General features: G+C 40.2%; 18 protein-coding genes. 17 read left to right on the top strand and 1 reads right to left on the bottom strand.

Going from position 1 to position 23,069, the window contains the following annotated elements; genetic code table 11:
- Nucleotides 1-2 precede the first annotated feature (2 nt).
- From MKX82_RS05695 to MKX82_RS05760, 14 genes are all read left to right on the top strand, one after another.
- Nucleotides 3-1,280 carry an extracellular solute-binding protein gene (locus tag MKX82_RS05695; RefSeq protein WP_233317891.1) on the top strand — a complete coding sequence of 426 codons (1,278 nt, stop codon included), beginning with the start codon at nucleotides 3-5 and terminating at the stop codon, nucleotides 1,278-1,280.
- Nucleotides 1,281-1,340: 60 nt separating this feature from the next.
- Entirely contained in the window at nucleotides 1,341-2,219 is an 879-nt protein-coding gene (locus MKX82_RS05700; RefSeq protein WP_233317859.1) for a carbohydrate ABC transporter permease, read from the top strand.
- An 18-nt stretch (nucleotides 2,220-2,237) separates the two neighbouring features.
- Nucleotides 2,238-3,134, top strand: a complete 897-nt coding sequence (locus tag MKX82_RS05705) for a carbohydrate ABC transporter permease (protein WP_233317857.1) — start codon at nucleotides 2,238-2,240, stop codon at nucleotides 3,132-3,134.
- A 22-nt stretch (nucleotides 3,135-3,156) separates the two neighbouring features.
- Nucleotides 3,157-5,277, top strand: a complete 2,121-nt coding sequence (locus tag MKX82_RS05710) for a glycoside hydrolase family 52 protein (protein WP_341075630.1) — start codon at nucleotides 3,157-3,159, stop codon at nucleotides 5,275-5,277.
- Between the two features lie 20 nt (nucleotides 5,278-5,297).
- Nucleotides 5,298-5,930: a YesL family protein gene (locus tag MKX82_RS05715; protein ID WP_233317853.1), complete on the top strand. Its 633-nt coding sequence runs from the start codon at nucleotides 5,298-5,300 to the stop codon at nucleotides 5,928-5,930.
- A gap of 330 nt (nucleotides 5,931-6,260) precedes the next feature.
- Nucleotides 6,261-7,223: an ABC transporter permease gene (locus tag MKX82_RS05720; RefSeq protein WP_233317849.1), complete on the top strand. Its 963-nt coding sequence runs from the start codon at nucleotides 6,261-6,263 to the stop codon at nucleotides 7,221-7,223.
- 12 nt (nucleotides 7,224-7,235) lie between these two features.
- Nucleotides 7,236-8,105, top strand: coding sequence for a carbohydrate ABC transporter permease (locus tag MKX82_RS05725; protein WP_233317848.1), 870 nt, complete (start codon nucleotides 7,236-7,238; stop codon nucleotides 8,103-8,105).
- An 83-nt stretch (nucleotides 8,106-8,188) separates the two neighbouring features.
- A complete protein-coding gene (locus MKX82_RS05730) occupies nucleotides 8,189-9,817 on the top strand; it encodes an ABC transporter substrate-binding protein (RefSeq protein WP_341075637.1) in 1,629 nt (542 codons plus the stop codon).
- 64 nt (nucleotides 9,818-9,881) lie between these two features.
- On the top strand, nucleotides 9,882-10,571 hold the full coding sequence (locus MKX82_RS05735; RefSeq protein ID WP_341075638.1) for a DUF624 domain-containing protein: 690 nt from the start codon (nucleotides 9,882-9,884) through the stop codon (nucleotides 10,569-10,571).
- A 26-nt stretch (nucleotides 10,572-10,597) separates the two neighbouring features.
- A complete protein-coding gene (locus MKX82_RS05740) occupies nucleotides 10,598-12,610 on the top strand; it encodes a beta-galactosidase (RefSeq protein WP_341075641.1) in 2,013 nt (670 codons plus the stop codon).
- A gap of 62 nt (nucleotides 12,611-12,672) precedes the next feature.
- Nucleotides 12,673-13,344 carry a GntR family transcriptional regulator gene (locus tag MKX82_RS05745; protein WP_233317838.1) on the top strand — a complete coding sequence of 224 codons (672 nt, stop codon included), beginning with the start codon at nucleotides 12,673-12,675 and terminating at the stop codon, nucleotides 13,342-13,344.
- Between the two features lie 67 nt (nucleotides 13,345-13,411).
- The gene (gene uxuA, locus MKX82_RS05750; protein WP_233317836.1) at nucleotides 13,412-14,521 is read left to right on the top strand and encodes a mannonate dehydratase; all 1,110 of its coding nucleotides are present in this window, start codon (nucleotides 13,412-13,414) and stop codon (nucleotides 14,519-14,521) included.
- Nucleotides 14,505-15,350 carry an SDR family oxidoreductase gene (locus MKX82_RS05755; RefSeq protein ID WP_237941095.1) on the top strand — a complete coding sequence of 282 codons (846 nt, stop codon included), beginning with the start codon at nucleotides 14,505-14,507 and terminating at the stop codon, nucleotides 15,348-15,350. The genes uxuA and MKX82_RS05755 overlap by 17 nt, the downstream gene beginning before the upstream one ends.
- A 35-nt stretch (nucleotides 15,351-15,385) precedes the next feature.
- On the top strand, nucleotides 15,386-17,446 hold the full coding sequence (locus MKX82_RS05760; RefSeq protein WP_341075650.1) for an alpha-glucuronidase family glycosyl hydrolase: 2,061 nt from the start codon (nucleotides 15,386-15,388) through the stop codon (nucleotides 17,444-17,446).
- Between the two features lie 239 nt (nucleotides 17,447-17,685).
- On the opposite strand, the gene MKX82_RS05765 is transcribed toward MKX82_RS05760, so the two are convergent.
- Nucleotides 17,686-18,867 carry an ROK family transcriptional regulator gene (locus MKX82_RS05765; protein ID WP_237941097.1) on the bottom strand — a complete coding sequence of 394 codons (1,182 nt, stop codon included), beginning with the start codon at nucleotides 18,865-18,867 and terminating at the stop codon, nucleotides 17,686-17,688.
- Between the two features lie 261 nt (nucleotides 18,868-19,128).
- Here MKX82_RS05765 and xylA point away from each other — a divergent pair, with 261 nt between their 5' ends.
- From xylA to MKX82_RS05780, 3 genes are all read left to right on the top strand, one after another.
- The gene (gene xylA / locus MKX82_RS05770) at nucleotides 19,129-20,460 is read left to right on the top strand and encodes a xylose isomerase (RefSeq protein WP_341075656.1); all 1,332 of its coding nucleotides are present in this window, start codon (nucleotides 19,129-19,131) and stop codon (nucleotides 20,458-20,460) included.
- A 76-nt stretch (nucleotides 20,461-20,536) separates the two neighbouring features.
- Nucleotides 20,537-22,033: a xylulokinase gene (gene xylB, locus MKX82_RS05775; protein WP_341075659.1), complete on the top strand. Its 1,497-nt coding sequence runs from the start codon at nucleotides 20,537-20,539 to the stop codon at nucleotides 22,031-22,033.
- A gap of 21 nt (nucleotides 22,034-22,054) precedes the next feature.
- Entirely contained in the window at nucleotides 22,055-23,038 is a 984-nt protein-coding gene (locus MKX82_RS05780; RefSeq protein ID WP_233317826.1) for an aldo/keto reductase, read from the top strand.
- Nucleotides 23,039-23,069 lie beyond the last annotated feature (31 nt).

The raw sequence follows: 23,069 nt of genomic DNA on the forward strand, positions 1-23,069 counted from the left end.
TAATGTCCATTTTCATGATAGTTGTCTTAGCATTAGCAGGTTGTTCTTCGTCTACAAATGAAAGCGCTTCAAGCGATGGAAAAACCGTCATTAAATTTATGCATCTATGGCCAGAAGGATCTTCAAAGGCACAGTACACAATCGTCAATAACATCATCAAGCAATATGAAAAGGATCATTCAGATATAAAAATCCAAACAGAAATTCTTGGAAATGAACAATACAAGGATAAAATCAAAGTTTTATCCGCGTCAAACGAACTTCCAGACGTTGGGGTAACATGGGCTGCTGGCTACTTAAAGCCTTTCGTGGAAGGAAATATGCTTGCACCATTAGATGATAAAATCGAAAGCGATTTTAAAGATTCGTTTGTTGCAGGGACGACAGAAGCATATGCAGTAGATGGAAAAACATATGGTTTGCCACTAGAGCTTAATATTACACCAGTCTACTATAACAAAGAAATCTTCGAGAAATACAATCTTGAAATCCCAGAAACATACGATCAGTTTTTAGAAGTAGTAAAGACTTTAGTAGATAAAGGGGTTACACCTATTACGCTTGGAAACAAGGACAGATGGACTGGATCGATGTGGTATATGTATCTTGCTGACCGTATTGGCGGGCCAGAGGCATTAGCTAATGCCATTAACCGGTCTGGAAGCTTTGAAGATCCAAGCTTGCTTAGTGCGGCTGAGGAAGTGAAGAAGCTAGTTGATATGGGAGCATTTGTGAAAGGCTTTAATGGTTTATCAAATGATGAGGCAAAAGGCTATTTCATGAATGAACAGGCAGCCATGTATTTGATGGCGACTTGGGAATTGCCGAACTACACAACAAGCCCTGATGTAACGGATGAGTTTAAGGAGAAGGTGGGCTACTTCAAGTTTCCGACATATGATGGCGGTAAAGGAGATATCAACAGCTATGTAGGCGGACCTGGAGTCGGGTTGTTTGTGTCAGAGAACTCAAAGGTGAAGGAAGAAGCAAAAGATTTTGTTTCCTATCTTGTCAAGGAGTGGGGCAAGCATTCAGTCACAGATGCTGGAGTGATTCCTGCGACTGTTGTTGACACTTCCAATACAGACCTTGACCAAATGTATATTGATATACTCAATGATTTAGGCACTGCTTCCAACTTGACTTTATATGCAGACGTACAAATGAGTTCAAGTGTTGCACAAGTCCACTTGGATATGATTCAATCCTTGTTTGGCGGTCAGGCAACTCCAAAAGAATTTGTGAAGAAACAGGAAGAAGCTTTAGCGGAAGAAGAGTAAGCAAGAGGGGGCAATTTCTTTTTGCCCCTAAACTAAAGTCAAAGGAAGGAGGAATAGGTAATGAAAACAGTCATGTCCAATAAAATCGCGATTTGCTTATACGTGCTGCCTGCCTTGCTCCTAATACTTGTGCTGATATATATTCCGATTGTCCTGACAGGTTATTACGGGCTGATGGATTGGGATGGCATCGGGGCAATGAAATTTATCGGGCTGGATAATTATGTACAGCTCATAAAGGATAAGATGTTCTGGACCAGTACGTATCATTCTGTCTTATTGGCTTTATTTTCAGCAATAAGCCTAATATTCTACTTAGTCATTTCTATTATCCTTGCCAGCAGGATTAAAGGAGCAAATCTGCTTCGGAAAATTTATCTAATTCCAATGCTGTTATCGTCTGTTGCGATTGCCCAGCTGTGGCTGAAAATATTTGATCCGACAAATGGGATGCTTAATAAATTGCTAGAGCTGCTCGGTGTAGAAAATACACCAATATGGCTGGCAGATCCTAATCTTGTACTTATCGCTATCTTTGTTCCGATTATTTGGCAATATGCAGGCTTTTATATCATTATCTACTATGCCGCATTAAAAAATGTGCCGGAGGAAGTGATTGAAGCGGCAAGAATTGATGGTGCAACACCATTGCAGATAGCCTACAGAATAAAGCTGCCGCTCATTTCAGGTGTTATTAAAGTAACGATTGTCCTCGCCATTGTCGGCTCCCTAAAATATTTTGACCTTATTTATGTCATGACAGGAGGCGGACCAAACGGCTCCAGTGAAGTAATCGCATCCTATATGTACAAAGAGGCCTTTAAGACATATAACTTTGGCTATGGCAGTGCGATTGGCTTTGCCTTACTTATCTTATGCCTTGTTATGACATGGCTTATCCAAAAATTAACGGCATCAAAAGACGATGTCCAGTATTAAGAAGGGAGGAGTGAAGATATGAGTGAAATTACAGCACAAAAGAGAACGAAGACCATTCCTCACACTTCGCCTAAAACAAAAGGCTCGATAAGCTCGAAAGTAGGCTTTGGGTTTCTTTATCTGATTCTAGGTATTATTGCTGTATTTCAAATCTATCCGCTAGTTTGGCTGTTCTTTTTTTCCTTGAAAACAAACCAAGAAGTATTTGGTTTATCTCCATTTGCTCTGCCGAAGGACCCGCAATGGGGTAATTACGTAAAGGTCTGGACACAAGGAAATATCAGCCTGTATTTCTTTAACAGTGTTTGGATAACGGTTGTAGCAGTAATGTTAACTGTAATCTTAGCAAGCTTTGTCACCTTTGCGATCACAAGGATGTACTGGAAACTAAGCAAGCTTGTTCTCGGACTGTTTATGGTAGGCATTATGATTCCATTGCATTCCACACTTATTCCATTATTCAGCTTCTTTAACAACTTGCATCTAATTGATAATCCTATCTCCATCATTATTTCATATACGGCTTTTAATCTGCCATTAACAATTATGATTCTATTAGGCTTCTATCAAACACTTCCTAGAGAAATCGAAGAGGCAGCCGTGATGGATGGCTGCTCCATACACAGAATCTTTTTTCAAATCACCTTGCCAATGACCACCCCCGTCATGGCAACAATCATTATCATCAACATGATTTATAACTGGAATGAATTTGTATTCGTAAATACTTTTATCAGTTCAGATAAGTGGAAGACATTAACGGTTGGTGTCAATAATTTCGTCGGTCAATATTTGACAGATTGGGGAGCGATTGGGGCAACGTTAATGATCAGCATTATTCCGATATTAATTGCGTTCATCGCATTGAGCAATCGTATTGTTGAAGGATTGGCAGCAGGTTCTGTCAAAGGATAAAAAAGAAAAGGAGCTGTGATTTATGCCGGAAAATATGTTTTTTAATGCACATCACTCCCCAATTGGGGCATTCGCAAGCTTTACACTCGGATTTCCAGCAGCAGGCGGAGGGCTTGATTTGGAACTGGGCCGTTCACCAAAAAAGAATGTTTATATTGGTGCGGAAAGCTTAGATAAAGAGGGGATTTACGAGGCATTTCCGTTTTTTGATTATCAGGAAGATGACGAAAGCAAACGCTATGATATTGAAAATATGGACCCTGATCCAGACAAGCCAAATATTATTTTCCCGTTTTCAAAGGAGAAGGTAACAAGAGAATTTAAGCTTGGAACAGATACATGGAAAGCAGGGGACTTAACCTTCAAAGTTTATACACAAGTAGAATCTGTACCAGAACCGGGGAAGGGCAATGAGGAGGAAATGAAGAGGATTCTTCTTCCGGCAGTCCTCGCAGAATTGACGGTTGATAATACAAAAGGAACAAAAGCTAGGCGGGCGTTTTTTGGGTATGAGGGCAGTGACCCGTACAGCTCTATGAGGCGGCTCGATGATACGATGGACGGAATCGCTGGAATCGGCCAAGGCAGGCTGACTGCAATCGCCGCAAGTAATGCAGATATTAACTCCGCTATGCATTTCAGCATGGAAAATATCTTGACGACACCGCAAGAAGAAAACTGGACATTTGGATTAGGTCCGCTCGGTGCACTAGTCGCAGATGTTCCTGCAGGAGAATCGAGGACATACCGGTTTGCTGTCTGTTTCTATCGCGGTGGAATTGTTACTGCCGGCATGGATACATCTTATTACTATACGAAGTACTTTAAAAATATCGAGTCTGTCGCAGCCTACGCGTTGGAACATTTTAATGAGATTGCAAAAAGAGCAGAAGCTGCGGATGACCGCCTATTAGCTGCTAACCAGTTATCTGCAGACCAGCAGTTCATGCTGATTCACTCGATTCGCAGCTATTATGGTTCCACACAGCTCCTTATTTGTGACGGTGAGCCGTTCTGGGTTGTCAATGAAGGGGAATACAGAATGATGAACACCTTTGATTTAACTGTTGATCAAATATTTTTTGAGCTGAAAATGAATCCTTGGACAGTAAAAAATGAGTTAGATATGTTTGTGAAGCGCTTCAGCTACGAAGATAAAGTCCGGTTCCCTGGCAGTGATACGGAATACCCTGGCGGCATCAGCTTTACACATGATATGGGTGTTGCCAATACAATCTCCCGTCCGCATTACTCTTCATACGAACTGTATGGGCTTGACGGTTGTTTTTCCCATATGACACATGAACAACTTGTAAACTGGATTTTATGTGCTGCTGTTTACGTGTCACATACAGCCGATGAAGCTTGGCTAAAAGAGAATATGGAAATGGTGGAGCGCTGCTTTGAAAGCATGGTAAACAGAGACCACCCAATTCCAGAAAAGAGAAACGGCTTGATGGGACTGGATTCCTCCCGAGTAATGGGCGGGGCTGAAATAACCACATATGACAGCTTAGATGTCTCGTTGGGGCAAGCGCGAAATAATATTTATCTCGCAGGGAAAATTTGGGCATCTTATGTCGCCCTTGAAAAAATATTCAAGGAACAGGGAAAAGAAGACTTGGCAAAGCAAGCAGGCCTACAAGCAGAAAAATGCGCAAATACGATTGTGGAGAATGTGACAACAGAAGGCTATATCCCAGCAGTAATTGGAGAAGGCAATGATTCTAAAATAATTCCAGCAATTGAAGGGCTTATTTTCCCATACTTCACAAACTGCCAGGAAGCGCTTGAAGAGACAGGACGGTTCGGCCCCTATATTCAGGCATTGAAAAAACACCTAAAAACAGTAATGACAGAAGGAGTTTGTCTGTTTGAAGACGGCGGCTGGAAAATATCTTCAACAAGCAGCAACTCATGGCTCAGTAAAATTTATTTAAGTCAATTTATCGCAAGAGAAATCCTTGGCTGGCAATGGGATGAAAAGGGAGCGAAAGCAGATGCCGCTCATGTTAAGTGGCTGACACATCCCGTTCTTTCCGTATGGAGCTGGAGCGACCAGATTATTGCAGGGGAGATTGCGGGCAGTAAGTATTATCCGCGCGGTGTGACAAGCATTCTTTGGCTTGCAGAAAGCAAGTAAGAATAATAAGAGGTGGGAATATGTGGGCGAAATCGATGGGAAAGCTGTTCACTGTTTGTGAGTGGATCACTAGAGGTGCTTACCTTAATATCTTATGGATGGCATATACAGCTGCAGGTTTGTTTGTATTCGGGTTCATGCCTGCGACTACAGCTATGTTTGCGGTGATAAGGAAATGGCTGAGAAGAGAAAAGGACATTCCTGTCTGGAGGACATTCCATGATGTGTATAAACAAGAATTCATTAAAGTAAATTTATTAGGAATTATCCTAATATTACTTGGCATGATTCTTTGCTTGGACTATTGGTTTCTCCAGTTTACAAATGGTGTAATAAAAGGGATGATGACAGGACTGTTACTTTTGCTGTCAGCTGTTTTTCTAACATTGCTAGCATACTTTTTCCCAGTTTATGTCCACTATGACTTGAAGCTTGGCGACTATCTTAAATATGCTCTAATCCTTGGAGCGTATCATCTGCATGTTACATTATTCATGCTAATTCTTACAACAGTGACAGTTAGTCTTTTGTTATATATGCCTGGCGTTATTCCATTTTTCGGAGGTATTTCACTTGCCTGGATTTGGATGGCGGGAGCGAATTACAGCTTTATACAGATTGAGAAAAGAGGAAAGAAAAGACTGGCTGTTTAATGAAGCAGCCAGTTTTTTTAAAGGTAAATTAGAACAATGGAAAATTTCAGAAAATACTTAGTTTGTGCATTGCACTAACTAAGTAACGGTGCTATACTAAAACTACATTATTAATGAAACCGCATACATTTCTGTAATAGCAACGTTTATCAAACACATAATTAAAACTCCGCAGCATTTGCTCGCATCCTGACGGCTCTAAAACATCCTATGAACATTAATCACCAATCTACTTAAATAAAGCATTTCTCACTAAAATAACATTTATTAAACAGATCTTGCTGACGGCAAACTACCATACTAGTATTCCGTAAGATGAGGGGGATTTTAATGGAGACAGAAATAGTGAAACGAACAAAAAAGGCATCAGTTAAGACGAAAAAAAGCAAGATAAAGATATCCCTTATTGCGATTCGCAAGGATTGGCAGTTATATTCCCTGTTGATTTTGCCCATTATTTATCTATTGATTTTTAAGTACGGCCCAATGCTTGGAAATGTGATTGCCTTTAGAAGGTATATGCCAGGTGGAAAAGTTTACGGGGAAGAATGGGTTGGGCTTTACTACTTCAAGATGTTTATTAATGATCCAGTTTTTTGGAATGTTTTTAAAAACACATTCATTTTGGGTGGTTTAACCTTGCTGTTTTGCTTCCCAATGCCAATTCTGTTTGCATTGCTTCTAAATGAAATCAAATCAACTAAATTTAAAAGATTTGTACAGACTGCATCCTACTTGCCTCACTTCTTATCAATTGTCATTATCGCGGGAATGATCCTGCAATTGACAGCACTTAATGGTTCTATTAATTCTATTGTTGAGTTTTTTACAGGTGAAAAGGTGAATTTTATCCAAAGTGCAGAATGGTTTCGCACGATATATATTAGTTCAGAGATATGGCAAGGAATGGGATGGGGAGCGATTTTATATTTAGCTGCACTGACCACTATTGACCAGTCACTTTATGAAGCAGCGAAAATCGATGGAGCAAACAGGTGGAAGCAAACGCTCCATATCACAATACCTGGAATATTACCCACCATTGTTACTTTATTGATTTTAAATACTGGCAGCTTTCTAGCGATAGGCTTTGAAAAAATTCTCCTTCTTTATAACCCTTTGACATATGAGACATCAGATGTGATTTCTACCTACTTATATCGTGTCGGTCTTGAATCGAATAATTTCAGTTATGCGACAGCAATTGGGTTATTTGAATCAATAATTGGGTTGGTGCTTGTCTTGACTGCCAATTCGATTTCACGAAAATTAACAGAACGAAGCTTATGGTAGGAGGGAAAAAGCATGAAAGAATCCAAGCAATACAAGATATTCAAGGTATTTAATGTGTTTGTCCTGTTGATAATTGTCTTTTGTACCCTATATCCATTTATTAATGTTATTGCACAGTCATTCAGCAGTGAAGCGTACATTAATGCAGGTAAAGTCAGCTTGCTACCTAAGGGCTTTAATATGGAAACATATAAAAAAGTTGTTTCCGATAAAATTTTCTGGATCAACTATAAAAACACGGTAGTTTATACCGTTGTAGGCACATCCATTTCCATGTTTTTAACAACCATTTTTGCTTATGCCCTTTCGAAAAAAAGGCTTGTAGGCAGAAAGTTTCTCACTGTTTTTGCCGTCTTCACCATGTTTTTTAATGGGGGCTTGATTCCAAATTATGTCTTGATTAATAGTTTAGGTTTCAATAATACAATGTGGGCGATTGTTATACCTGGAGCAATCAGCATTTATAATATGCTGATTATGAAATCCTTTTTTGAAAACATGCCAGAGGAACTCGAGGAAGCTGCATCCATCGACGGGTTAAACACTTACGGAATTCTCCTGAAAATTATATTGCCTCTAAGCAAAGCTGTTATCGCAACAATGATTTTGTTTTATGCAGTTTCGTATTGGAATTCCTGGTTTTCCGCTTTCCTCTATTTAGACAAAAAAGAGCTGTTCCCAGTGACCATTTATTTGCGGAATATGATTGCAGGAGCAACGAGCAGTATGGCAACAGGGGCAACATCAGCAGATAATTTGACGCAGATTTCTGCAAATATTAAATCAGTTACAATGGTGCTCACCATTTTACCGATTCTTACTGTCTATCCTTTTGTACAAAAATATTTTGTTTCTGGCGTCATGCTGGGCTCTGTCAAGTAATGCTAAAGCGGTCTTTAGTGCAGTGAGCTTGTTATATAAAGAATTCAATGCACTTTTTAATAAATAGATGGGGAGGAAAAAAAATGAAAAAAAGCTTAAAAAGTTTAAGGCTGTTGTTTGCTTTATTATTGGTGTGTGTCATTGTTATTGCCGGCTGCTCGAAAGATAACCCTGCCAGTTCAGATGGAAAAGTATCTTCTAAAGGGGCGATGGAATCCTATCAGGCTGGAGAATTATTTAAAGCAACAGAAGAGTTTGATTTATCGATTCTTTATTCTGACCATCCAAACTACCCTTATAAAAAGGATTGGTTGTTTTGGGAAAAACTAAAGGAAATGACAAATGTTACATTAAAGCCTACAACTGTTCCGATGAGTGATTATCCGCAAAAAAGAAGCTTATTAATGAGTTCTGGTGATTCGCCGTTAATCATTCCGAAAACCTACCCTGGAGAAGAATCAGCTTTTGTTTCATCAGGAGCAATATTGCCTGTAAGCGATTATATTGATATGATGCCTAATTTTAAAGAAAAAGTGCAAAAATGGAAACTTGAAGATGAATTGGAAGGCTTGCGGCAGAATGATGAGAAATACTACTTACTACCAGGCTTGCATGAAGAGGTTTGGCCAGATTATACCCTTCTTATGAGAACAGACATATTGGAGGAAAATAATCTCGAGATTCCTACGACATGGGATGAATTATATGAAACGATGAAAAAGCTGAAGGAGATATATCCAGATGTTATCCCGTTTTCTGATCAATTCACTTTCAACAGTACATTAAATGTTGCTGCTGCAGGCTTTGGCACAAAAGCAGGATGGGGATTTGGCAATGGATTAAGCTATGATCAAAGTAAGGATGAGTTTGTTTATGCTGCAACGACAAATGAATATAAAGATATGCTTACCTATTTTCATAAATTAGTAGAAGAAGAGCTGCTGGATAAAGAAAGCTTTACACAAACGGATGACCAGGCCATTCAAAAATTTGTGACAGGAAAGTCATTTATCATCAACGGCAATTCACAGACAATTAATTTGCATAGGGTAGATATGGATAAAACAATTGGGAAAGGAAAATATAAAATCCAAAAAATCACTGTTCCCGGCGGACCGGCTGGCCAGTTGATGGGAGGCTCCAGGCTTGAGAATGGTGTGATGATTTCTTCGAAAATAAAAGAAAGCGATTACTTTAAAGCGATCCTACAGTTTATAGATTGGCTGTACTACAGCGATGAAGGGCAGGAATTTGCAAAGTGGGGAGTGGAAGGCACGACATATACGAAAAGTGATGGGACACGCAAGCTTACGGAAGATGTTAATTATAACGGTTTAAATCCGACTGGCACAAAGGACTTGCGTGTTGATTACGGTTTCTCAGGCGGCGTGTTTGCATATGGAGGGACGACAGAACTTCTTCATTCTATGATGAGTGAGGAGGAGATAAAATTCCAAGAAAACATGGCTAATACAAAAAAGGTGATACCGGCAGAACCGCCAATTCCTTATACGATTGAGGACCGGGAAAAAGCGACACTATTGAGCACACCTTTAAAGGATTTCACTGATCAAAATACACTTAAATTTATAATAGGGTCACGCAGTTTGAGTGAATTTGACCAATTTGTAAAAGAATTGAAAACACAAGGGTTGGACCAGTATTTGGAACTTTCTAATAAAACGTATCAAGATTATAAAAAGAACAACTGATAACGATTGCTGCCTCACCAATATTATTGGAAGAGGCAGCTTTTAAAAAAGGGGGGGCAGAGAGTTGGAAGGGAAGAAGGAATTTGGCGAGGGTATACTGTTTACCTTTACGAACTATGTCTACTCACTGCTTTTAGCCAATTTTTTATTTGTTTCAGTCAATGCTGTTTTTATTTTTTTCTTTATGGCATTAGAGCCTTCATTTTCAAACATTCTTATCTATATGATTGCACTGATTCCAACAGGACCCGCCATATCAGGATTGCTGTATGTATTGGAAAAGTTGTTGAGAACAAAAGAGGCTATTACTGTTTCGGATTACTTCTATGGTTATAAAACAAATATTAAGAATACGTTACTTCTATGGTGCATGATACTCGCCGTTTTTAGTGTTTTATTAATAGACCTGCAATATCTAAATCAGACAGCTTTACTAATAGAGCAACTAATTTCCATTGTTCTTTATATCCTGTTTTTACTTGCTGTTTTAATAAGCATAAACATGCTTATTCTTAATGCAAAGTTTGAGTTCAGAAAAAAAGATATTTTCAAACTGTCCATTTTTTATAGTTTTACATATGTAAAAGCATCGCTTGGAAATATTTTTATTCTGCTGTTAATTGTTTTCGTCACAATGCTGACATCTGATTTTATCCTATTGTTTGTTGCAAGTATTATTGGCTTACTTCTTATCAAGAACGCCCGCCGATTGCTGACAGACGTGGAAGCTACGTTCATTAAACGAGATAAATAGACTTTAAAGAAAGGTAGGTATTAGTCATGCAAAAAGTTCTTTACGGAGGCGATTATAATCCGGAACAATGGTCTCAGGATGTATGGTCAGAAGATATGAAGCTGTTTGAAGAAGCTAATATTGATACATTGACTGTCGGTGTTTTTTCTTGGTCCATCATCCAGAAGGATGAAAATACGTTTGATTTTACTGTTTTTGACAAGGTGATGGAACTGCTTCAGAAAAAGGGAAAAAATATTTGTCTTGGAACGGGAACAGCAGCGCATCCACCGTGGCTGGCCAAAAAATATCCCGAAGTGACTCGAGTCGATTTTGAGGGAAGAAAGCATAAGTTTGGACAGCGGCATAATTCTTGCCCGAATAGTCCTATCTATCAAAAATATTCACGTTTAATGGCAAAGAAAATGGCGGAAAGATACGGCCATATGGATATTAGCGCCTGGCATATTAACAATGAATATGGTGGTACCTGCTACTGTGAAAATTGTGAAAAAGCATTTCGTGTTTGGCTGAAACAAAAATACGGAAGTCTTGAAAAATTGAATGAAGCTTGGAATACGATTTTTTGGTCTCATTATTTTTATGATTGGGATGAAATTGTTGCTCCTAATGCTTTAAGTGAACATTACGGCAGAGAAAATGTAACAGCTTTTCAAGGCATAACATTAGATTATATGCGCTTTAATTCTGACAGTCTCTTAAACAACTTTTTAGGTGAGAAAGCAGAATTAAAGGCAGTAACACCTTCCGTTCCTGTAACAACAAATTTTATGGGGATGTTTAGACCTCTAGATTATTTTAAGTGGGCAGACCATCTTGATTTCATTTCATGGGATAATTATCCGCCTGACATGCACTCAGAGGCAAGGATGGCTTTGACACATGACTTGATGAGGGGCTTGAAAAAAGGCAAGCCTTTTTGGCTGATGGAACAAACACCGACAACGACAGCATGCAGGGATATTAATCCTGTGAAAAGGCCTGGAGTAATGCGCTTATGGAGTTATCAGGCTATTGCCCATGGTTCTGATTCTGTTCTGTTTTTCCAAATGAGACAATCAAAGGGAGCCTCTGAGAAATATCACGGTGCGGTTATTAACCATGCCAGTCGCAACGATACAAGGGCTTTTAAAGAAGTGAAGAAGTTGGGGGAAGAATTGTCTGCTGTTGGAAATCAGTTTATTTCAGCAGAAACAGCGGCAAAAGTAGCATTCGTATTCGATTGGGACAGCTGGTGGTCAGTGGAAATATCAGACGGTCCTACGCGTTACATGAACTACCAGCAAACAATGATTCATTATTATCAGGCCTTTTTTTCGCAGAATATTGCTATTGATATGATCAGCATTGATGGTGATCTTGAGAAATATGATGTTGTTGTAGCACCGTTACTGCACATGATTAAAGATGACTTTCATAAAAAAGCAGAGCAATTCACTGCCAATGGCGGATGCTTCATCACAACCTATTTAAGCGGGATTGTTGATGAAAATGATAATGCTATTTTGGATGATAATCCGGGATTACTGAAGAAATTGCTTGGAATCCGCATTGATGAGACAGATACATCGATGCCAAACGAAAGGAACTCCCTTGTTGTCAGCTATGGCGACTGGAAAGGTAATTATGACTGCAGCTTAATTTATGATGTTATTCAGACAGAGGGTGCGGATACTATTGCCGAATATGGGCAGGATTTTTATGCAGGCATGCCGGCTGTAACAAAAAATAAATTTGGAAAGGGAGAAGGCTGGTACATTGGCAGCCAACCAAATCGGCAGTTTCTTGAGAAGCTATTTGCATCAATACTAGAGTCCAGAGGAATCAGCTGTATGATTCAGGCTGATTCTGGTGTTGAAATAACAGAGCGCAAGAAGGATAACTATATCTTTTCCTTTGCTATGAACCATGGGGACGAAGAAAAAGAAATCATTATAGATGATGCCAGCTACTCACTTTTAGATAAAAAAATATACAAAAGCGGTGACAAAATAACGATTGATGCAAAGGACGTCATCATTTTAAGACGCGAGATCTGACATTAAGCAGAAATCTGGATTCCTATAGTTGGCACCACAGCTAGGAAGATAGGAGGAAACCTATGCCGGTTAAAAAAGGCACTGGTTCAACAAGAGACTTTTCTTACCAGATATTAAAAACAAAAATACTCAATCTGGAATTAAAGCCAGGCACAAAAATCTCTGAAAAGGAGATAGCAGATGAACTCAGTGTAAGTAGAACACCTGTGAGAGAGGCTTTTATGATGCTTGCCCAAGAAGACCTTCTTGATGTCATACCTCAGATTGGCACAATTGTTTCAAAAATAAACTTGGAGTATGTAGAGGAAGGGCGATTTATAAGAGAAAAAATAGAAAAAGAGATTGTTGCACTTGCGTGTGAGCTATTTCCTGATGAGTACAAAAACAAGCTGGAAAAAAATATTGCCTTACAAGAGCTTTGCGCCAAACACAACAACCATCATGAACTGTTTGAATTGGATGAGGAATTTCACCAGTTAATCTTTAAGGGCTGCAGAAAGGAAAGAACATGGAGAATGCTGGAGTTACTAAATAGCCATTTTAATAGATTAAGGCTTTTAAGGCTCACAAGTAATTCTAATTGGGAAATTATTATTTATCAGCATAAGAAAGTCTTTCAGTTTATAACCGAGAGTAAGAAAAAAGAGGCAATGGAAATAATGGAGCAACATCTTCGCCTTGTTGTAATTGAACAAAATGACCTTAAAGTTAAGTATCCCGATTATTTCATATAAGTGAATTTATTGGCAGTGCTGATTATCAGCAGCATATAGAAACTTTAAAAGCTTGGAGGAAAAAAGTGTGAAAGTGACATTTAGGTGGTTTGGGGCAGAGGATGACAGTGTTTCTTTAGACCATATTAGGCAAATTCCCGGAGTGGAGGGGATAGCTGGAGCTTTATTTGACATTCCTGTCGGGGAAGTTTGGCCATTGGAAAAGCTGCTGGCATTAAAACAAGAAATCAACGGCAAAGGACTTCAGCTTGAAGTAATTGAAAGTGTGAATATTCATGAGGACATTAAACTTGGCCTTCCCTCGCGCGACAAGTATATAAGCAATTTTCAAGAGACAATCCGCAACTTAGCAGCAATTGGTGTAAAAGTGATTTGCTATAATTTTATGCCAGTTTTTGATTGGACACGAACAGATCTTGCTAAGGAGCTGGCTGATGGATCCAATGTACTTGCTTATGAAAAAAATAAACTTGCTGATATGGACCCCTTCTTCCTTGTCAAGAAAATAGCTGATGGTTCAAAGGGATTTTCACTTCCAGGCTGGGAACCAGAGCGTCTTGCCAAGCTTGAGGAACTGTTTCGCTCCTATAGTGCTATAACGGAAGAAGACCTGTTTGCACATTTGAAATATTTTCTGGAGAAAATTATTCCTGTTGCAGATGCCTGCGGGATTAAAATGGCCATTCATCCAGATGATCCGCCATGGCCAGTGTTTGGGCTGCCTAGAATTGTTGTCAATAAAGAGAATTTAGAGCGGATTGTCAAACTTGTCGATAATCCAGCAAATGGACTCACCATCTGTTCAGGGTCATTAGGGGCTAATCCAGCTAATAATATTCCCGAAATTATGGCTCATTTTTTGCAGATGGATCGTGTTCCATTTGTACACATCCGAAATGTGAAGATATTCGAAAATGGTGACTTTGAGGAGTCCTCCCATCGAAGTGCAGATGGTTCTCTTGATATTTGTGAAATTGTAGAGGTTCTTCATGACGGAGGATTCTCCGGTTATTTCCGTCCAGATCACGGTCGCATGATATGGGGGGAGCAGGCTCGGCCAGGTTATGGCTTATATGACAGGGCTTTAGGAATAATGTATATTCTGGGCATTTGGGACAGTCTTGAACAAAGAAAACAGAATATAAAAAGGAGTGCATTAAATGCTTCCAATATATGAGGGATTAACTGGTAAAGTAGCAGTTGTGACTGGAGGCGGAGGCGTTCTTTGCAGCTGTATGGCCAAAGAGTTGGCGAGACAGGGAATGAAGGTAGCGATACTTAATCGTACGTATGAAAAAGCGGCAGCTGTTGCAGATCACATCATAAAAAACGGTGGAGAGGCGATTGCGGTACAATGTGATGTTGTCCAAAAAGAGGATGTAATACAGGCAGAGAAAAAGGTGTTTTCGGCATTTGGAGCTTGCGATGTACTCATTAATGGGGCAGGAGGGAATCATGCCAACGGAATTACCTCTAAAGAGACATTACAGCTTGAGGACCTTCAGGATAAAACATTGACTAGCTTTTTCGATTTGACCTTGGAAGGTTTTTCATATGTTTTCGATCTTAACATTATCGGGACATTGATTCCAACGCAGATTTTTTCGAAAAGAATGGTTGGCAATAAAGGCACTATCATCAATATTTCCTCGATGAGCGCACCAAGTCCAATGACAAAAGTGCCTGCATACAGTGCAGCAAAAGCAGGCATAGAGAACTTTACGAAATGGCTCGCCGTTCACATGGCCGAAAGTGGTGTCAGAGTGAATGCTATTGCTCCGGGATTTTTTTTGACAAAACAAAATGAAGCACTTTTAAAAAATGATGACGGCAGTTATACAGAAAGAACAAACAAAATCCTTGCCCATACACCGCAAAAAAGGCTTGGCAAACCGGAGGATTTATTAGGCACCTTGTTATGGCTTGTGGATGACTCATCAAGCGGGTTTGTAACAGGCATCAGTATCCCAGTTGACGGCGGATTTATGGCGTATTCAGGTGTTTAGGCTAAGATGTATGAAACTTGAGAGGAGAGCTAAGTATGGGTGCTTCGCAGACTATTGAAAAGGATTATGCAGAATATTGCTGCTGGCTTCAATATGAAAGAAATCCAAAAGTAAAGAGAGCTTTTTTTACGAATATTAATGTGTCCGAATACAGTAAAACAGATGTAACACAAACAGCGGTTGAAGAGCTGTACAGAGGCTTATCAGCCATTGTCGGCACCCCGCCTGCAATCAATCAAAGACAAACATCAGCCATTGTTTTAGCAACAATAAACAGCCCTGAGTTACCAGCGGAAATAGATGTAGCGCAGCTGAGCTCTCAATTGAATGAAGAAGGATTTTGCATACGGATGGACAATAAGGAGGAATGCTTATATTTAATCGGCAAAACAGATAAGGGTATTCTTTATGCCGTATTCCATCTATTGCGAATGCTTCAAACTGGTACAAATATAAACATGGAAACAATAGAGAATCCAACAAACGAATTTAGGATGATTAATCATTGGGATAATATGGATGGCTCAATCGAGAGGGGCTATGCAGGAAACTCTATTTTCTATAAAGATGATCAAATCCTAGCTGATTCAGAGAGAATAAAAGATTATGCCAGACTTTTAGCTTCTGTAGGCATTAATGCCATAGCTGTAAATAATGTCAATGTACATAAAACAGAGACAAAGCTAATAACAGATCAATATTTGCCGGAAGTGGCGAAACTAGCATCAGTTTTTAGGAAGTATGGAATTAAAACATTTTTGAGCATTAATTTTGCCAGTCCGATGGAGCTTGGCGGCTTACCCACTGCAGATCCATTAAATCCGCAAGTGCAAAACTGGTGGAAGGAAAAAGCGCAAGAGATTTACAATGAAATAGCAGATTTTGGTGGCTTTCTCATTAAAGCGGACTCTGAGCACCGTCCAGGTCCATTTACTTATAACAGAAATCATGCAGATGGTGCTAACATGCTTGCAGAAGCTTTGCAGCCATTTGGCGGTATTGTAATTTGGCGCTGTTTTGTTTATAACTGCCTTCAGGATTGGCGGGACAGAAAGACAGACCGGGCTCGTGCCGCATATGATCATTTTAGGCCGCTAAACGGTATGTTTTTAGATAATGTAATACTGCAAATCAAAAATGGGCCAATGGATTTTCAAGTGAGAGAACCTGTTTCGCCACTGTTCGGAGCAATGCCTGACACGAATCAAATGTTAGAGTTTCAAATTACGCAGGAATATACAGGGCAGCAGAAGCATGTATGTTATCTTGTTCCCCAATGGAAGGAAGTACTGGATTTTGACACCTATGCGAAAGGGCAAGAATCTTTTGTCAAAAGATCTGTCGATGGCTCCCTTTATGGAAACAAGCATGGTGGAATAACAGCAGTAGCGAACATCGGCGATAATTGGAACTGGACGGGACATACCCTTGCACAGGCTAATTTGTATGGTTACGGCCGCCTTGCCTGGAACCCTGACTATTCGGAGGAGATGATTACAGAAGAATGGGTAGCTCAGACATTTGGAACGGATGAAGCAGTTATGCTGCAGGTATGCGATATGCTGCGTAAATCGTGGAGTATATACGAAGCATATACCTCACCCCTTGGAGTCGGCTGGATGGTAAATCCCGGCCATCATTATGGGCCGAATATTGACGGATATGAGTATTCGGTTTGGGGAACCTATCATTTTGCTGACTGCAATGGAATCGGTGTCAATCGTACAGCTAAAGACGGAACAGGCTACACTTCCCAGTACTTTAAGGAAAACTATAAACTATATGAATCTATGGAAACATGCCCCGATGAGCTGCTGCTTTTCTTTCACCATGTTCCCTATAAGCATGTGCTTCAATCTGGTGAAACGGTAATTCAGCATATTTATAACACCCATTTTGAGGGGGTTGAACAAGTAGAGAGGCTGATGCAAGACTGGCAAAAGCTAAAAGGGAAAATTAATGAAGAGAGATTTACAGGAGTTCTCCACCGATTAAGTGTTCAGCTTTCTGATGCCAAGGAATGGAGAGATATTGTCAACTCCTACTTTTTTCGCAAATCAGGGATTGGCGACAATAAGCATAGAACCATTTATTAGAAAAGTATTCGACTTAGGCTTGGAACAAAGTTGCGTAAAGGAAATTGATGCAAATTCGTAGCAAGCATTCGGAAGAATGAGATTTCCTGATAAAGATTATTCCCAATTATCATAATAACGTCTGTGCGCACAGGAGACTGGTGTTACTATGATATGTTTTGGAATGGAATATGGATGTTTTGTCGCAAATAAGCTGTAAAAAAAGCGTGAACCGTTTTTGGTTTACGCTTTTATCGTGTTTAGCTTTGAAGCTGTGCCTTCAGAAATGCTTCTGCTGAAAAAGCAGACGCTCCTAATGCAGACACTGGCAGAGACAAATCGGAGAAATCAATTCTGATATCTGTCTGGTTAAACGGGGAAGTATATGCTTTGATAACTTCCTTTACCTTTGGTTCAAGCCACTGTTTACAGGAAGCAAGCCGATTTCCGATAATGATTTGTTCAGGATTGAAGGCATGGATGATATTAATGATGCCGACAGCCAAGTTCTCACCAATTTCTTCTAATATATTTATTACTTGTTCGTCCTCTTTTTTTGCGAGCAGTAAAATATCATCTAAACAAATGTCACTTTCCTTTTTAAGATTCTTGCTGTTTGCTTTTGATAGTAAAGCCTGTTCTGAAGCGTAAAGCTCCCAGCAGCCTTTGTTGCCGCATGTACATTTGGCTCCGTTTCGATCAATCGTCATATGCCCGACTTCACCAGAATAGCCGTTAAATCCGCTGTAAAGCTCACCGTTAATGATAACTCCTGCACCAATACCAATGCCGGCGCTGATATAAATCAAGTTATCAGCATGCTGACCCGCACCAAACCGCTTTTCTCCGTAGGCACCAGTGTTCGCTTCGTTTTCAACAATTACAGGTACTTGAAAGATTTTCTCCAGTTCTGATTGAAAATGAATATCGTGCCAGCCTAAGTTTGGGGCAAGCAAAAGTGTTCCTTTCTTATCGACGATACCGGGTGCGCCTACTCCAATCCCAACAATACCATAAGGAGAGGCTGGGGCAGAGCTTATTAAGGCGGTGATAATTTCCACTAGTCGGCTCATTGTATCTTCATAGGAAATATTTTTGTATGCTACATTCTTTTGTACAATAATATTGCCGCTGAGATCTGTCAGGACGCCAAGTATATAATTGACACCGAAATCTAGACCAATTGTGTATCCTGCCCCGTGGTTGAAGTGGAGCATTACTGGTCTCCGGCCACCGCTTGATTCGCCTGGACCTGATTCATTAATAAATTTTTCCTCTAACAGCTCCGCTACAAGCGAGGAAACCGTTCCTTTATTAAGGCCAGAACGCTGAGCGATATCTGCACGAGACAGTGGAGTATGATTGATAATTTGTGAAAGTACGAGTGACTTATTTTCCTTTTTTACAAGCTGTTGGTTCCAAGTGATTGGCATAAACGTCATTTAGCCCCCTTTTTGTCAAAAATAATATTCCCATTTTATCATTAATAACGGAAAACATTAATAATATTGAATTAAGTTTATCTAATAAACAAACAAAGTGCAACAAACTTAGTTTATTCAATAGACAAACTAAGTTTGTGCTGATATAATAGCTTCATAGCTAACAAGAAGATAGAGAGAGAAATGAATATAGGACTTTCTTTTTCTTTTATTTTGTAAGCGATATCAAAATCGATAATTTTAATGAGGAGGCAGTTAACAATGGCGTATTTTGAAAACATCAATCAAATCAGGTATGAAGGTCCAGCATCGAAAAATCCCTTTTCCTTTAAGTACTATAATCCAGAAGAGATAGTAAATGGCGTTTCCATGGAAGAGCAGCTCCGTTTTTCGGTAGCTTATTGGCATACATTCACAGCAGATGGAACGGACCCGTTTGGAAGCGGTACAGCCATCCGCCCTTGGAATCACTTAAAAGGTTTAGATTTGGCAAAAGCCCGTGTGGAAGCAGCTTTTGAATTATTTGAGAAACTGAACGCTCCGTTTTTCTGCTTTCATGATTCTGATATTGCACCAGAGGGAAATAATTTAAAAGAAACATATGATAATCTTGACCCGATTGTAGCGATGATCAAGGAATATATGAAAACAAGCAAAACGAAATTACTTTGGAATACAGCTAATATGTTTACACATCCAAGATATGTGCACGGTGCAGCAACTTCCAATAATGCCGATGTGTTTGCGTATGCTGCAGCAAAGGTGAAAAAAGGCCTTGAAATTGGCAAGGAGCTTGGTGCAGAGAACTATGTGTTCTGGGGCGGCCGCGAAGGTTATGATACATTGCTGAACACTGATATGAAACTGGAGCAGGATAACTTAGCCCGTTTCTTCCATATGGCGATTGACTATGCACAGGAAATCGGTTTTGATGCTCCATTCTTAATCGAACCAAAACCAAAAGAACCGACAAAGCATCAGTATGATTTTGATGTGGCGACAGGATTGGCATTCCTGCAGAAATATGATCTTCAGGATCACTTTAAGTTTAATATTGAAGCAAACCATGCGACGCTTGCCGGTCACACTTTTGAGCATGAATTGAGAGTAGCGAGAATTAACGGCATGCTTGGATCTGTTGATGCTAACCAAGGTGATACATTGATTGGCTGGGATACAGACGAGTTCCCGACAGATTTATACAGCACCACTTTAGCCATGTATGAAATCTTGCTGAATGGCGGACTTGGCAAAGGCGGTTTAAACTTTGATGCGAAGGTGCGCAGAGGCTCTTTTGATGCGGAAGATCTTTTCCATGCACATATTGCAGGGATGGATTCCTTTGCAATCGGCCTTAAGGTTGCCAATAAGCTAATTGAGGATAGAGTTCTAGAAGACTTTATTTCTGACCGCTATGCAAGCTTTAAGGAAGGAATTGGCCTTGATATCGTCGAAGGAAGAACTAACCTCCATAAACTGGAGCAACATGCTCTTGCAATTGGTGAAGTGACAAATAAGTCTGGCCGCCAAGAACGCTTGAAGGCGATTGTGAATCAATATTTGTTGGAAACATTAGCGCAAGTACGCGTATAAAGGAGAGAATGTGCTGGGGATCATACCAGCACATTTTTTAACAGGTAAGGTAAATGACTAAATGAGGTGATCTGACATGAAGTATTGCTTTGGAGTAGATTTAGGTACAAGTGCTGTAAAGATTTTACTTGTTGATAAAAACGGAAATGTCGCTCATGAGGTATCAAAGTCGTATCCTTTGATCCATGAAAAATCAGGCTACAGTGAACAAGACCCTGAGGAGTGGGTGAACAAAACACTTGAGGGCTTCACTGAAATCATAGAAGTGTTCGAAGGGGAGAAAGAGGATATTGACGGGATAAGTTTCTCAGGTCAAATGCATGGCCTTGTCCTGCTCAATAAGGAAAATCAAGTATTGCGAAACGCGATACTTTGGAATGATACGAGAACAACAGAGCAGTGCCGGTTAATTGAGGAAAAGGCTGGTGAAAAATTGCTTTCTATCACAAAAAATCCGGCATTAGAAGGCTTTACTTTGCCGAAACTGTTATGGGTTAAGCAATATGAAGAAGATCTTTTCAAACAAGCCGCTGTTTTCATGCTGCCAAAGGATTATCTCAGGTACAGGCTCACTGGCAGCATACATACAGAATACTCCGATGCTGCAGGCACTCTTTTGTTAGATATAAGTAAAAAAGAATGGAGTGCAGAGCTTTGTGAATTGTTCGGCATTGATGCTAGTCTTTGTCCGCAGCTTGTTGAATCACATGCACTTGTTGGAACTGTCACAGCAGAAGTTGCGGAGAAAACAGGGCTGTCTCCTGAATGCAAAGTGTTCGCCGGCGGTGCGGATAATGCTTGTGGAGCAATCGGCGCAGGTATTCTGGCGAGTGGGAAAACACTTTGCAGCATCGGCACATCTGGTGTTGTGCTTTCCTATGAAGAAAAAGCAGAGAAGGATTTTCAAGGAAAGGTACATTACTTCAATCATGGAGAGGAAAATGCCTATTATACGATGGGAGTGACATTAGCAGCAGGTCACAGCTTGAGCTGGTTTAAAGATACTTTTGCCGAGCATGATGGTTTTGAGGAAATGCTGGCAGAAATAAATCTTGTTCCAATTGGGTCAAACGGACTGTTATTTACCCCATATTTAGCAGGTGAGAGAACACCATATGCAGATGCATTGATTCGGGGCAGTTTCATAGGAATAGATGCAACACATAAACGCCGAGATTTTGTTCGTGCTGTACTGGAGGGTATTACCTTTTCCTTAAATGAATCAATTGAGATTTTTCGAGAGCACGGTAAGACAATCGACACAATTATCTCAATTGGCGGCGGAGCCAAAAATGAAGCGTGGCTGCAGATGCAGGCAGATATCTTTAATGCAAAAGTCCTGAAGCTATCAAGTGAACAAGGGCCAGGGATGGGAGCGGCCATGCTTGCAGCAGTTGGAGCAGGGTGGTTTTCGTCATTAGAGGAGTGTGCGAACACGATGTTGCAGACTGTGAAGGAATATGAGCCTATTCAAGAGAATGTAAAAAGGTATGAAGAATTATACCAAATCTACAAGAAGGTCTATGGTCAAACCAAAATGCTGTCTGAAGAGTTAACACAGTTTCGAAAATAATGGAAACAAGGAGGCTCTAATATGAAGTATAGAGAGCTGGGGAAAACAGGTCTGAAGATAAGCGAGGTCAGTTTTGGAACATGGGCGATTGGCGGTTCATGGGGGAAAACGGATGATGAAGAGGCACTGAAATCGCTTGACAGGGCAATAGGGGAAGGGGTGAATTTCTTTGATACGGCCGATGTCTATGGGAATGGACACAGTGAGGAATTGCTGGCTAAGGTGTCTAAGGGGAAGGAAGAGGATATTCACATTGCGACAAAATTTTGCCGAGGCGGAGATATTCATGCAGCCGACACCTACACTTATGAAAATGTTCGAACCTTCTGCGAAAACAGCTTGAAGCGCTTGAACAGAGAAGCAATTGACTTATATCAGATTCATTGTCCGCCCCTTGAAATCCTTCAGGACGGTAAAGTTTTTGCAGTGCTGGACCGTTTGAAGCAGGAAGGGAAAATAAAGCATTATGGTGTCAGTGTTGAAACAGTGGAAGAGGGATTGCTGTGTCTTGAGCATGAAGGGGTAGATTCACTGCAGGTTATTTTTAATATCTTCCGTCAAAAGCCTCTAGAGAAATTGCTGCCAGAAGCAAAGCAGAAGGGAACGGGTATCTTAGTTCGCCTGCCGCTGGCAAGCGGCCTGTTAACAGGCAAATTTACGCAGGGGCACCGCTTTGAAAAAGATGATCATCGCGCATTTAATGAAAATGGGGAGTCCTTTAATATCGGAGAGACTTTTAGCGGACTCGGTTTTTCAAAGGGTGTTGAGCTCACGGAGCAGATTGCGTGGATTGGTGATAGACGTCAATCGATGGCATCTGCTGCCTTAAGATGGATACTTGATCATGAGGAAGTGTCCTGCATTATCCCAGGCTTCAAAAATGAAAACCAAATTCTTGCAAACTTAGCAGCGCTGGATGAAGCACCTTTTACACAGGAGGAAAAAACGAGGCTTAACCATTTTTATCAACAGAACGTAAAAAACAGCATCAGAGGACCGTATTGAAGGAAAAGGGGCACTGCCCCTTTTTTATTAT

The organism is Niallia sp. FSL R7-0271, assembly GCF_038005785.1.
Lineage (GTDB): Bacteria > Bacillota > Bacilli > Bacillales > Cytobacillaceae > Niallia.